The sequence below is a fragment of the Pseudarthrobacter sp. O4 genome, from assembly GCF_050157025.1.
Lineage (GTDB): Bacteria > Actinomycetota > Actinomycetes > Actinomycetales > Micrococcaceae > Arthrobacter.
Window position 1 is genome coordinate 610,751 of the sequence record NZ_CP189591.1, and the last position, 13,226, is coordinate 623,976.

Below are 13,226 nucleotides of genomic sequence, written 5' to 3' on the forward strand. Positions count from 1 at the left end.
TCAGGACGTGAGCGGTGATTCCGAAGGTGCCTTGCACCATGTCGAGCTGTGGGTGCCAGACCTGGTGCGCGCCAAGGCGGAATGGGGATGGATCCTGACCAGCCTGGGATATGAGACCTTCCAGACCTGGTCCCACGGAATCAGCTGGCGCCGGGGCCAGACCTACATAGTGGTCGAAGAGTCACCGGACCTGAGCAGCCGTGAGCATCAACGCACCGCGCCCGGGCTCAATCACCTGGCATTCCACGCCGGGAGCCGACAGCGGGTGGAATCGTTGGCGGGCGAGAGCCCGAAGCACGGCTGGAATCCGTTGTTTCCGGAGACGTTTCCGAATGCCGGCGGCCCCGGACATTATGCTGCCTACCTGGTGAATTCCGACGGGTTCGAAATAGAGCTCGTCGCCGCCCCTTGAGCTGGTCTCCGGCCCGGCCTTTCTGCGATCCGTGCCCGAAACTGGAATGGTATTTCCGCCTTGGGGGATTTCATGGAATTGCTGCAGGAGGGGCAGCATCAGAAATGCAGCGGTGGGCGCTCCGGTGCCCGGTTAGCCACAATTCGATTTCGACCGGGGTGCGGGCGCACTTGCGCACAGGTTAGCGTGGTGCTGTGAATCAAGAAGAAGAAGAAGTTCTGGCGGGCGGTAATTCCACGGCCGTGACACGCATTGGTCAGACAGTCCGCCGGGGCGCAGGGCCATGGACGCCCGCGGTGCACGCCTTGCTCAATACCTTACGATCCGCCGGAATCACAGAAGTCCCCGAGACCCTCGGAATGGACGGGCGTGGACGGGAAGTGCTCAGCTATCTTCCCGGCGACGCTGCGCACTACCCGCTTCCGGAATGGGTATGGAGTCCGTCTGTCTTGCACGACGCCGGAGCGCTCCTTCGACGCATCCACGAGGCAAGCGCGGAGCTTGCCGCGGCCGACGTCCATTGGCAATTGCCCACTCACGAGCCTGCAGAAGTCGTGTGCCACAACGACGTTTCGCCCTACAACATGGTGTTCCAGAAGGGCCATCTCGTCGGGCTCATCGACTTCGATACAGCCTCGCCTGGCCCCCGGGTCTGGGACTTTGCCTTCCTGGCCTACCGGCTCGTGCCTTTGGGAGAAAATGGGGGCGACGCAGCGCCGGACGAGAACGAACGACGGGGTCGTCTCGATGCCTTGATCGACGCTTACGGCATGCACTTTGAGCACCGGGACGTTTTTGAAATCCTCGCGGAAAGGCTTGGCGAGCTCGCCGATTTCACCGACGGCCACGTCACGGCAACCGGACGTGCCGAGTTCGCCGATCACGCCGCCATGTACCGCCGCGACCGGGCCAGCATGCTCGAGCTGGCACGTACGTAAGACTCCGCCGAATCGAAATCGATCTCCGTAACCAGGACCCACGCCCGGTCCTCGGGCCACAGGAGGCTTGGTGACTGCGGCCAGCGCGGATCGTGGTGCCACGGTGCGTCGAGGACCCACGAGGGATCCGCAAATTACGCCGCGGCGGCCGAGAACCGGCCGGCCGGACCCGGGCAGGATCATCGGCCGACGTGGCTTCCGCGGAGCAGTTCTGCGAACTCCGCAGGCCGGGAGGCGGGCCACCAGTGGCCGCCGTTCACCCGGATCACCGTAAGGTCGTCCACCCACGAATCCAGCCCCTCCACGAGGTCCGGCGACAGGAAGGGATCCTTGAGCGGCACCACCACCTGGACGGGAATGGTCACCCGGCTCCCGGCCGGCCAGTTCCCGCCCGACAAGAAATTGGTGCGGTAAAGTGCCAGCCCGCGGACGGGGTCACTGCCGACGTCGCGCTTGGCCGTCTGTTCGTACCGCCCGGTGAGGAACAGGCGCCAGGCGGCCTCCGGCAGCTTCGGCACGAGGAACGCGGCGATGTACCAGCTGCGGGCCAGTTGCCCGGCCAGCTGCGGCCAGGCGCGGGGACGCGAATACCGGCTCCGCATCCAGCGGGCAAAATGCCGCAGATCCGGGCCGGAGATGCTGGTGTATCGGCCGATCCGGCCCCCGGCCCGCGGATCCTGCACGGTGGCCCAGCCCTGATCGACCCCCAGTCATGGCCCACGAGATGCACGTCCGCAGCGCCCACGGCTGCCAGCACGGCGAACACGTCATCCACCAGCGTCTTCAGCGTGAAGTCACCTGGGGTCTCGACGACGACGGACGCGCCCGCGTTCCGGGTGTCGTAGGCAACCACATGGTGGGTCCGGGCGAGGTCCCGGATGGCCGGCAGGAACATCTGATGATTGTCCGGGTAGCCGTGTACCAGCAGCAGCGTCCGCACATCCGGGCCCGGTTCCGGGCCGTACTCAAACACTGCCAGTTCGGCTCGGTGCGTCGCGACGGTACGCCGTCGTTCTTTCAATGTCTCCATGCTGCCCAAGCTTAGGGCTCCATCACAAGAACGCCGCCGGCACCGTTGAGAACCCATCGCCCACATGAAAGAGTTATTTCATGACCAACCCCCTTTTGAGCCCCAGCACCCTGCCGTTCGGCCTGCCGCCGTTCGCGGTGATCGACGACGAGCACTACGCCGAAGCGGTCGAAGCCGGCCTCGCCGAGCACCTGGCGGAGATCCACGCGATCGTCGAGAGCCCCGGGCCGGCATCCTTCGAAAACACGGCCCTGGCGATGGAGCGGTCCGGCCAATTGCTGCAGCGGGCGGCGGCGTCGTTTTTCACTCTCGTTTCCGCCGACGCCTCGGACACGATCCGTGAGCTGGAGACCCGACTGTCCCCGCTCTTCTCGGCCCATCAGGACGCTGTCTACCTAAACCGGGGCCTATTCGAGCGCTTCGCCGCCATCAACACTGACAAGCTCGACCCCGAATCCAGCCGACTCGTCGACGAGTACCTCAAGGAGTTCCGCCAGTCCGGCATCCAACTGGACGCGGCGGGGCAGGAGCGCCTCAAGGCCGTCAACGCGGAGCTCTCCCGCCTTGGCACCGAGTTCGGCCAGCGCGTCAAGGAAGGAATGAAGTCCGCCTCCCTGCTCCTGGACGACGCGGCCGAGCTCGCCGGACTCCCTGCCGACGACGTCGCCAGCGCCGCGGAGGCAGCCCGGAACACCGGACACGAGGGCAAGTTCCTGCTTACCCTCATCCAGCCCAGCAACCAGCCGGCGCTGGCAGCCCTGGAAAACCGGGACGTCCGCCGGCGGCTCTACGAGGCCTCCATCGGCCGGGGCAGCGGCGGCGGCAGCCTCGATGTGCTGGACCTGGTCAAGGAGATGGTCAGGCTCCGCGCCGAGAAGGCCGCGCTCCTGGGCTTCGCCAACTATGCCGAGCTCACCGTGGACCGGCAGACCGCCCCCGATTTCGCGGCCGTGCAGGCCATGATAAACCGGCTGGCCCCCGCCGCCGTGCGGAACGCCGACGCCGAGGCCGAGGCACTGGCCGAGGTCGCCGGGCACCCGCTCGAGGCCTGGGACTGGGCCTTCTACTCGGCCAAGGTCAAGCGCGAACGGTATGCCGTGGACGAGCCGGCCCTGCGCCCCTACTTCGAGCTGGACCGCGTCCTTAACGACGGTGTGTTCTTCGCCGCCAACGCCCTCTACGGCATCACCTTCCACGAACGCAGCGACCTCACCGGCTACCACACGGACGTGCGGGTCTGGGAAGTCAGGAACTCGGACGGCACGGAACTGGGCCTGTTCCTGGGCGACTATTACACCCGCGAATCCAAGCGCGGCGGGGCCTGGATGAACTCCCTCGTGGAACAGTCCGGGCTGCTGAACGCCCGGCCCGTGGTGATCAACAACCTCAACATCTCCAAGCCGCCGGCCGGCGAGCCCACGCTCCTGACGCTCGACGAGCTCCGCACCACCTTCCACGAGTTCGGCCATGCCCTGCACGGGCTGTTCTCCTCCGTAACCTACCCGCGGTTCTCCGGCACGTCCGTGCCGCGGGACTTCGTGGAGTACCCCTCGCAGGTCAACGAGATGTGGATCATGTGGCCGGAGGTCCTGGCCAACTACGCGCGCCACTACGCCACCGGTGAAGCACTGCCGGAGGAGCTCGTGGACAAACTCGACGCCGCCCGGCTCTGGGGCGAGGGCTTCGGCACCACCGAATACCTGGGTGCGGCCCTGCTGGATCTCGCCTGGCATGTCCTGGACGGCTCCGAGGTTCCCGAAGACGCACTGGAATTCGAGGCTAAGGCGCTGGCAGCGGCCGGAGTGGCGCACAGCCTGATCCCGCCGCGCTACCGCACCGGCTACTTCCAGCACATCTTCGCCGGAGCCGGCTACGCCGCGGGCTACTACTCCTACATCTGGAGCGAAGTGCTGGACGCCGATACGGTGGAGTGGTTCAAGGAAAACGGCGGGCTCAGCCGGGCCAACGGTGATTTCTTCCGCGCCGAGCTGCTCTCCCGCGGCAACAGCCGCGACCCGCTGGAATCCTTCCGCACCTTCCGCGGCCGGGACGCGGATCTCGGGCCGCTGCTGAAGCGCCGCGGCCTCGACTGACCCAAAAAACGACGCCGGCCCGCCACCTGGAGAGGTGACGGGCCGGACTCGTTCAATCAGGAGCGCAAGGCGAAGGACGGTGTGATCCGGCAGCGTGCGTAAAAAGGGGCTCCGCGCCCCGAGCAGCCTCTCAGCTGCCAACAAGGCGCGGGGAATAGCACGCAGAGGATCAGCGCCGTCCGGCGCCCCCAAAGGCGCGAACTACCAGCCGCGCTCGGCGAGGCGGTGCGGCTGCGGGATCTCGTCCACGTTGATGCCGACCATGGCCTCGCCCAGGCCGCGGGAGGCCTTGGCGATCTCGTCCGGGTCGTCGAAGAAGGTGGTGGCCTTCACGACGGCGGCGGCACGCTGGGCCGGGTTGCCGGACTTGAAGATGCCGGAGCCGACGAACACACCGTCGGCGCCGAGCTGCATCATCATCGCGGCGTCGGCCGGGGTGGCGATGCCGCCCGCGGTGAACAGGACCACGGGGAGCTTGCCGGTGGCGGCAACTTCCTTGACCAGTTCGTACGGGGCCTGCAGTTCCTTGGCGGCAACGTAGAGCTCGTCCTCGGCCAGTCCGGCCAGCCTCTTGATCTCGGCGCGGATCTGGCGCATGTGGGTGGTGGCGTTGGAGACGTCACCGGTGCCCGCCTCGCCCTTGGAGCGGATCATGGCCGCGCCCTCGTTGATGCGGCGCAGGGCCTCACCGAGGTTGGTGGCGCCGCAGACGAAGGGAACCGTGAAGTTCCACTTGTCGATGTGGTTGGTGTAGTCAGCCGGGGTCAATACCTCGGACTCATCGATGTAGTCCACACCGAGCGACTGCAGGATCTGGGCCTCGACGAAGTGGCCGATCCTGGCCTTCGCCATGACCGGCACGGAGACGGCCGCGATGATCGCCTCGATCATGTCCGGATCGGACATGCGGGACACGCCGCCCTGGGCGCGGATATCGGCGGGAACGCGTTCCAGCGCCATGACGGCCACGGCACCGGCATCCTCGGCGATGCGGGCCTGCTCGACGTTGACGACGTCCATGATGACGCCGCCCTTGAGCATCTCAGCCATACCGCGCTTGACGCGGTTGCTGCCCGTGACGTTCTTGGCGGACGCGCCGGCTTCGCTGCTTACATCAGGTGTAGACACAAAAACCCCTATGGGTAGATAGATGACCTCGCCGGGGTGCAGGCGGCACACAGATGCCGTTCTCGCACACACCGGATTACCGGATCCATTGGCCGGTAGTGCTAATACTAGCCCCCGGCTGCGACACGTCTGAATTCCGGTTACACGCGCCGCGGCCGGGGCACAGAGGCCGTCAGGCGGCCTGTTCGGTGGCGGTGCCTTCGGTTTCGTCGAGCGACTGGCGGTGTACGGCAACGATCCGCTGCACCACCGTCATCAGGCTGGCCAATGCCAGCAGGCACAGCGTCACGAAGAGCACCACGCTTGGCAGGCCAAGGCCGGTGAACCCGGTGACCACGAGCACGGAGACGAGCCGCTCGGCGCGCTCGGCGACGCCGACGTTGGCGTGGAAGCCCAGGGCTTCGGCCTTGGCCCGGGCGTAGGAGACCACCATCCCCAGCACGAGGCAGACGAGGGCGGCAACCGCGATCGGCGTGTCCGCGCCGCCGGTGAAGAACCAGACGGCGACGCCGGCGAACAGCGCGCCGTCCGCCACCCGGTCCAGGGTGGAGTCCAGGAAGTTGCCCCAGCGCCCTTCGCGCTGCTGCATCCGCGCCATGATGCCGTCAATGACGTCGGAAAAGATGAACGCCGTGATGAAGAGGGTCCCCCACCAGAGCTGCCCCAGCGGGTAGAACACGAGGGCACCGACGACGACGCCGAGGGTGCCGACGACGGTGACGGCGTCCGGGGAGACACCGATCCTCAGCAGCCAGCGGGCGAGCGGGGAGAACAGCGCGGTGAAGAAGCCGCGCGCGTGCCTATTCAGCATCTGGCTCCCTGGCGGAAGTCTCCCGCGCGCTGTCAGTTGCCTGCGGATCCGACTCCTGGGGCCACGCCTCCGCCACCTGCTGGCGGACCTCGCCCAGAGTCTGCGTGATGGCCTTCGTCTGGGCAATGATGGGGAAGAAATTGCCGTCCCCGCCCCAGCGCGGCACCACGTGCTGGTGCAGGTGGCCTGCGATCCCGGCCCCGCCGGTCACGCCCTGGTTCATGCCGATGTTGAAGCCGGAAGGGTTGGCGACCTTGCGCAGCACGCGCATGGCCGTCTGGGTCAGCTCGGCAAATTCCGCCGTTTCCTCCACGGTCAGGTCCGTGTAGTCCGGCACGTGCCGGTACGGGCAGATGAGCAGGTGGCCGGGGTTGTATGGGAACAGGTTCAGCACCACGTAGCTGGTCCGGCCCCGGTACACGATCAGCGATTCATCATCGCTGCGCCCGGGCGCGACGCAGAACGGGCAATCGTCCGGGTTCTTGAACTGGTGCTGGCCGCCCTTGATGTACGCCATCCGGTGCGGGGTCCACAGGCGCTGGAAAGCGTCCGGAACTCCGGCCAGGCCGAAGTCGTCCGTCACTGCGTCGTCGCCCGGATATTCCGGACCGGCCCCTGTGGTCTCCTGCACGCCTTGCCCTTCCGTTTCCGCTAGCTGGTCCGGTTGCGGACGGCGTCGACGATCCGCTGGACAGCTTCGGCCACCGGCACGCCGTTGTCCTGGCTGCCGTCGCGGAAGCGGAAGGACACGGCGCCCGCCTCGGCGTCGTCTCCCCCGGCAATCAGCACGAACGGGATCTTGTCCTTGCTGGCCGTGCGGATCTTCTTCGGGAAACGGTCCGAGGAAATGTCCACCTCGGCGCGGATGCCCGCGGCCTTGAGCTGGTCCACGACGTCGAACATGTAATCGTTGAACGCCTCGGCCACCGGAATGCCGACCACCTGCACCGGGGACAGCCACGCCGGGAAGGCGCCGGCGTAGTGCTCGGTCAGGACCCCCATAAAACGTTCGATCGATCCGAACAGCGCGCGGTGGATCATGACCGGGCGCTGGCGGGTGCCGTCGGCGGCCTGGAACTCGAGTTCGAAGCGCTCGGGCAGGTTGAAGTCCAGCTGGATCGTCGACATCTGCCAAGTGCGTCCCAAGGCGTCTTTCGTCTGCACGGAGATCTTGGGGCCGTAGAACGCCGCTCCGCCCGGATCCGCCACCAGTTCCAGGCCCGAGGCTTCGGCCACCTCGGCCAGGGTGCGTGTGGCTTCGTCCCAGGCGGCATCCTCGCCTACGAACTTGTCCTCGTTCTTGGTGGACAGTTCCAGGTAGAAGTCGTCCAGGCCGTAGTCCTTGAGCAGGCCGAGGACAAAGTTCAGCGTGGTGGTGAGCTCATCCTTCATCTGCTCGCGGGTGCAGTAGATGTGGGCGTCGTCCTGTGTCATGCCCCGCACGCGCGTGAGGCCGTGCACCACGCCGGACTTTTCGTAGCGGTACACGGAGCCGAATTCGAAGAGGCGCAGCGGCAGCTCGCGGTAGGACCGTCCGCGGGCGCGGAAGATGAGGTTGTGCATGGGGCAGTTCATCGGCTTCAGGTAGTAGTCCTGGCCGGGCTTGCGGACCGTGCCGTCCTCGTTCAGTTCCGCATCGATGTGCATCGGCGGGAACATGCCGTCCCGGTACCAGTCCAGGTGGCCGGAGACCTCGTAGAGGTGGCCCTTGGTGATGTGCGGGGTGTAGACGAACTCATACCCGGCGTCGACGTGCCGCTGGCGGGAGTAGTCCTCCATGGCCTTGCGGATGATGCCGCCCTTGGGGTGGAACACTGGCAGGCCGGAGCCCAGTTCGTCCGGGAAGGAGAACAGGTCCAGTTCGGCGCCAAGCTTGCGGTGGTCGCGGCGCTCAGCCTCGGCGATCCGCTCCTGGTAGGCCTTGAGGGCTTCCTTGGTGGGCCAGGCAGTGCCGTAGATTCGCTGCAGCTGCTGGTTGCTCTGGTTGCCCAGCCAGTAGGCGGCCGATGACCGGGTCAGGGCGAAGGCGTTGGAGATGAGCTTGGTGTTGGGCAGGTGCGGGCCTCGGCACAGATCGCACCAGACGCTGTCGCCGCTCTTGCGGTCCACATTGTCGTAGATGGTGATGTCGCCGGCGCCCACCTCGACGTTGACGCCCTCCCCGGCATCGGCGGCGTTGTTCTTCTTGCCCAGCAGTTCGAGCTTGTAGGGCTCGTCCTTCATCGCCTCGCGGGCCTCGTCCTCGCTCACCACCCGGCGGACGAACTTCTGGTTCTGGTTGATGATCTTCTGCATCATCTTTTCCAGCTGGCGCAGGTCCTCCGGCGTGAACGGCTCCTCGACGTCGAAGTCGAAGTAGAAGCCGTCCGTGATGTAGGGGCCGATGCCGAGCTTGGCGTCGGGGCGCAGCTGCTGCACGGCTTGGGCCATGACGTGCGCCGTGGAGTGGCGCAGGACGTTGAGTCCGTCCGGGGAGCCGATGGTGACGCCCTCGATCGTGGCGTCTTCGGGCAGCGGCTGGTCCAGATCCAACAGAGCGCCGTTCACGCGGGCCACAACGACGTCGCGGCGCTCAAAAAAGAGTTCCGCGCCGGTGGTCCCGGTAGCCACCTTGGTCTCTTCGCCATCGACGAGAAGGGTGATCTGCTGGGCATCTGACACGGGTGTCTCCTATTCAAGGTTAAGGCTTCGTAGCTTGTGGCGTACGGGGACCACAGCCAGCCTCGTCCATGTTATCGGGTTCCGGATGGGCCAACCAACGCACGACGGCGGCGCGGCGCCGGGTGCAGCAGCCCGCCCGGCGCCAGCGGCGCGGTGCTCAGCCTCCCCGCGCGGCGCCAGCGGCGCGGTGCTCAGCCTCCCCGCGCGGCGCCAGCGGCGCCGCGCTTCAGCCACCCAGCCCGGTGATTTCAAGATTCCGGCTGATTCCGTCCAGCGGGCCCGGCAGTTCCGGCCCGGTGTAGGCGGGGGCGCCGGAAACAGGCTCGGGGAACGGCAGCGTCCCGGTGCGGCTGAGGTCCCACGCCATGCTGGCACTGATGCTGATCCCCCGCGGCCCGGTCCGCCGGGTGGTGCCCCGGATCAGCAGCAGCCGGGTGCCGAACAGCAGCGGTCCTGCCAGCTCCTGGGCCTCATGGAAGAAGACCGAATCCACGCAGCCCGTGCCGTCGTCGACACTGATGAAGACCACCCGGCGGCCGCCCCGCATGGGCGGAGTCTGGGTGGCGACCCGGACACCGGCGACCAGCACCTCGGTGCCGTTGCGCAGCCCCAGCAGCTTGTCCGCGGTGGTGACCCCGAGGCGGTCCAGCAGGGGACGGTGGCTGGTCATCAGGTGTTCGCTGACGTCAACGGCCATCAGGTCCAGCTCCGCCCGGACGTTATCCACCATGCTGGGCGCGGGCAGCTCCGCCTTCAGGTTTTTCAGCTCAATGTCCCCCAGCGGCAGCGCCAGCTGGCCCTCGATGATCTCCATGCCCTTCCGCTGGGGGCGGTGCTGCAGGTTCTGCAGGTGCCGCACCAGGTCGGCACGGTTGGCTGCTCCCCCGGAGGCCCGGTGCAGGGAATCGAAGGCACCCAGCTGGGCCAGCCGCTGGATGCTCGGCTTGCTGAGCCGGGACCGGGCGCGCAGGTCCGCCAGCGAGTCATACGGCTGTCCTGCCACGATCCGCTTCAGCTCGGTGCCGGAGAGCCCGAAGATGCCGTTCAGGCTCAGCCGGATGCCCAGCTTGCCGCGGTCCGGCCCCGCAGCCACGCGTTCCACCCGGTACTCGGCCTGGCTGCGGTTGATGTCCAGGGGCAGGATGGGGATCCCCAGCCGCCGGGCTTCGGCCACCAGGAGCCGCTTGGGATACATGCCCGGATCGTGCTCCCAGAGTCCGGCGAGGAATGCCTCCGGGTGGTGGGTCTTGAGCCAGGCGGACTGGTAGGTGGGCACGGCAAAGGCGGCACCGTGGGCCTTGCAGAAGCCGAAGCTGCCGAAGGCCTTCAGCGTCCCCCAGACCTTGTCCACCACCTCGGGGCTGTACCCCCGGGCACGGGCCTCCTTTCGGAAGAACTCCTCCACCTTGCCTTCCAGAACCTCGTTGCCGAGGGCGCGGCGGAATTCATCGGCCCGCGCCAGCCCGCATTCCGTCATGACGTCGAAGGTCTTCAGGATCTGCTCATGGAACACGGTGACCCCGTGCGTCTCCTTGAGGACCGGCTTGAGCTTCGGGTGCGGATAGACCTCCGGCGCGAAGCCGTGCCGGTGCTCCAGGAAGGGCCGCACCATGTCCGATTTCATCGGCCCCGGCCGGAAGAGGGAGATGTCGATGATGAGGTCGTTGAAATCCCGGGGCGCCAGTTTACCGATGAGTTCGCGCTGGCCCGGGGATTCGATCTGGAAACACCCCAGGGTGTGGGTGCTGCGGATCAGCTCGTAGGTGGGTTCGTCGTCGAGCGGGACAGCGTTGAGGTCGATGCGCCCGTCCGCGGCGATGTAGTCCGGGCCGCTGCCGTCCGGGCCGGCCGGGTGCGCCCCTGCTGCCACCACCTCGGCCTTGGAGGGGTGCAGCCGGATGACCTCACGGACGGCGAAGGCCATGGCGCTCTGCATCCGGACCCCCAGCACATCGAGTTTGAGCATCCCCATGGGGTCCATGTCGTGTTTGTCGAACTGGCTCATCGGCAGCCCCAGGCCGCTGGGCTGAACGGGCGTGCGGTCCAGCAGGGTGGCGTCGCCCAGGATAACGCCGCACGGGTGCATGGAGATGTGGCGCGGCAGCCGGTCCAGCCGTTCCGTGAGGTCCACCAGCAGGTCCAGCTGCTGGTTCTCGGTGAAGTCGCGCTGCTCCACCCTCCCCGCGAATTCCCGCAGCTCCGGTTTCTCCACGAGGGCTTCCCGGAAGTTCCGGGCCGAGAACCGCCACAGCTGCTTGGCGATGTCCCCGATCTCGCCGTCGTCCATGCCCAGCGCCAGCCCGGCGTCCCGCACGGCGCCGCGAGCGCGGTAGCCGTTCTGCATGCTCATCAGCGTGACGCGTTCGGACCCGAAGCGCTCAAAGATTTTCCGGTAGACGTTGTGCCGTTCGGCGCTTTCGACGTCGATGTCGATGTCCGGCAAGGTGGCGCGGTCACGGGAGAGGAAGCGTTCGAAGATGAGGTCGTGCTCGAGGGGGTTCACCTGGCTGACGTCGATCAGGTAATTGACCAGGCTGGACGCGCCCGAGCCGCGGGCGGCGGCACGGACGCCCATGTCCAGGATCATCCGTGAGACTTCGGCGACGGTCAGGAAGTAGGCGGCGAAGCCCAGGCTGTCGATGATCCGCAGCTCATGCCCCAGCCTGGCGCGCAGCTCCTCGGCGGGCTTACCGGCGATCCCGGGGAAGCGGCGGCTGATGCCTGCCTCGCAACGCTGGCTGAGCTCCACGAGGGGATCCCCGGCGATTCCGATCACGGAGGCTTCGGGGACCACGGGCTGCTTCCATCCCATGTCCGTGACCGGGTCCACCCGGCAGCGGTCCGCGAGCGCCTCTGTCTGGGCCATCAGCCGTTTCAGGTCCGCGGCGCCGTACCCGGCGGCATGCATGATCTCTTTGCCCAGCTGCAGCATCTGCGCCGACGACTTGAGCCAGCCCTGCCCGTTGGGCTGGAGCAGCGGGGCAGCCGAGAGTTCGGGCAGGGATTTCAGCGCCCGGGCGGAGTCCAGCACATCCGCGGTGGCCGCGCCGTCCTCGGCGACGTACCGCACGGCATTGCTCAGCACGGCGGGCACGCCATGTTCCGCGGCGAGTTTGAGCATCCGCACAGCGTGGGCTGTGCTGAGCGGCTCACCGGGAGTGCTGAGTTGCGTGACCACCTCGGCGGCGAGGGTCCCCGGCGGCATGGCATCCAGCCAGCGCTTGAACAGGGTGCGGGGGCGCAGGTAGCGCCGCCCGCCCACCGCACGGCCGACGTCGGAATCCGGACCGATCAGTACCGTCAGCACCGGCTGCAGGGTCTCCGGATGCAGGGTCCGGGAGGCGAGCTCCGCCCGGGTCACGGCCACGGGCACCGCTCCCCCGGCCTTACCGGTGGTGCGGGCGTGGGCGTCCGAGATCAGCCGGCAGAGCGCCCGGTAACCGGCGCCGTTGTTGTGTCCGTGGGCCAGGGCGACGACGCGTCCGCCCACCTGGGTGCGGAGGTCGCCGTCGTCGTCAAGGACCGCAAGGTCAACCCCGACAATCGGATCGAGTCCGGCAGCCATGCAGGCCAACAGGTGCTTGACCGTCCCGTAGAGGCCGTCGCGGTCAGTGCAGGCGAGCGCGGTGGCATCGTCGGCCGCGGCCGCGGCGGCCAGTTCATCCGGCCAGGAGACCCCGTAGTGGGCGCTGAAGGCGGTGGAGACGTGGAGATGGGTGAAGCTCATGCCGTTTTCTGGGGACGGAGGGCGTCATGGATCCTCAGCAGCCGCCAGCGGCCGCTGCCGACGTGCCGGCTCAGGTCAAGGGTGAGGGTTTCCGCCGGGGCTCCATCAACCGGGGACGGATCAGCCGGGCGCACCTGGACCCGCCAGATCTCGTGGTCCACCAGCCCGGGGCCGCTCCCCAGCGGGGCCCGCGGTTCCTCCGCCCACCATTGGCGCCGCTCATACCAGCGGACCGGTTCGGCGCCGACGGTGTAGTGCCGGCCGGCCCAGTCAAGCTTCAGAGGCACGCCAGAGGGTGTGCAGACGACGTCTACCGACTCGCTGAACATGCCCACAGTGCCTCCCGGGAAACCCCGACCGAATCCTTGTTCGAATATATCTTCGAATGATTCCAGTCTACGCCCGGCCCGGGACAAAACCTAGATC

General features: G+C 67.3%; 10 protein-coding genes and 1 pseudogene. 3 read left to right on the forward strand and 8 right to left on the reverse strand.

Annotated elements, in window-relative coordinates:
• The first annotated feature begins 7 nt into the window (after window positions 1-7).
• Both ACQCSU_RS02740 and ACQCSU_RS02745 read left to right on the forward strand, forming a co-directional pair.
• Window positions 8-412, forward strand: coding sequence for a VOC family protein (locus ACQCSU_RS02740; protein WP_426978126.1), 405 nt, complete (start codon window positions 8-10; stop codon window positions 410-412).
• A 359-nt stretch (window positions 413-771) separates the two neighbouring features.
• Window positions 772-1,350, forward strand: coding sequence for a phosphotransferase (locus ACQCSU_RS02745; RefSeq protein WP_426978128.1), 579 nt, complete (start codon window positions 772-774; stop codon window positions 1,348-1,350).
• 179 nt (window positions 1,351-1,529) lie between these two features.
• Here the strand turns inward: ACQCSU_RS02745 and ACQCSU_RS02750 are convergent, their stop codons facing one another.
• Entirely contained in the window at window positions 1,530-2,033 is a 504-nt protein-coding gene (locus ACQCSU_RS02750) for a hypothetical protein (protein WP_426979934.1), read from the reverse strand.
• Window positions 2,034-2,110: 77 nt separating this feature from the next.
• Window positions 2,111-2,446: pseudogene (locus ACQCSU_RS02755) on the reverse strand (alpha/beta fold hydrolase); the annotation flags it as partial.
• A gap of 14 nt (window positions 2,447-2,460) precedes the next feature.
• Between ACQCSU_RS02755 and ACQCSU_RS02760 the strand changes: the two are divergent.
• Window positions 2,461-4,473 (forward strand): M3 family metallopeptidase, encoded by a 2,013-nt coding sequence (locus ACQCSU_RS02760; protein WP_426978130.1) that lies wholly within the window; start codon window positions 2,461-2,463, stop codon window positions 4,471-4,473.
• A 201-nt stretch (window positions 4,474-4,674) separates the two neighbouring features.
• Here the strand turns inward: ACQCSU_RS02760 and pdxS are convergent, their stop codons facing one another.
• From pdxS to ACQCSU_RS02790, 6 genes are all read right to left on the reverse strand, one after another.
• Entirely contained in the window at window positions 4,675-5,601 is a 927-nt protein-coding gene (gene pdxS, locus ACQCSU_RS02765; RefSeq protein ID WP_426978132.1) for a pyridoxal 5'-phosphate synthase lyase subunit PdxS, read from the reverse strand.
• A 172-nt stretch (window positions 5,602-5,773) separates the two neighbouring features.
• Complete coding sequence (pgsA, locus tag ACQCSU_RS02770) at window positions 5,774-6,412, reverse strand: phosphatidylinositol phosphate synthase (protein WP_426978134.1); 639 nt, start codon at window positions 6,410-6,412, stop codon at window positions 5,774-5,776.
• Window positions 6,402-7,043, reverse strand: coding sequence for an HIT family protein (locus ACQCSU_RS02775; protein ID WP_426978136.1), 642 nt, complete (start codon window positions 7,041-7,043; stop codon window positions 6,402-6,404). The genes pgsA and ACQCSU_RS02775 overlap by 11 nt, the downstream gene beginning before the upstream one ends.
• Window positions 7,044-7,063: 20 nt before the next feature.
• On the reverse strand, window positions 7,064-9,073 hold the full coding sequence (thrS, locus tag ACQCSU_RS02780; protein WP_426978138.1) for a threonine--tRNA ligase: 2,010 nt from the start codon (window positions 9,071-9,073) through the stop codon (window positions 7,064-7,066).
• Window positions 9,074-9,299: 226 nt separating this feature from the next.
• Window positions 9,300-12,800, reverse strand: coding sequence for a DNA polymerase III subunit alpha (locus ACQCSU_RS02785; RefSeq protein WP_426978140.1), 3,501 nt, complete (start codon window positions 12,798-12,800; stop codon window positions 9,300-9,302).
• On the reverse strand, window positions 12,797-13,135 hold the full coding sequence (locus ACQCSU_RS02790) for a DUF6504 family protein (protein WP_426978142.1): 339 nt from the start codon (window positions 13,133-13,135) through the stop codon (window positions 12,797-12,799). The genes ACQCSU_RS02785 and ACQCSU_RS02790 overlap by 4 nt, the downstream gene beginning before the upstream one ends.
• Window positions 13,136-13,226 lie beyond the last annotated feature (91 nt).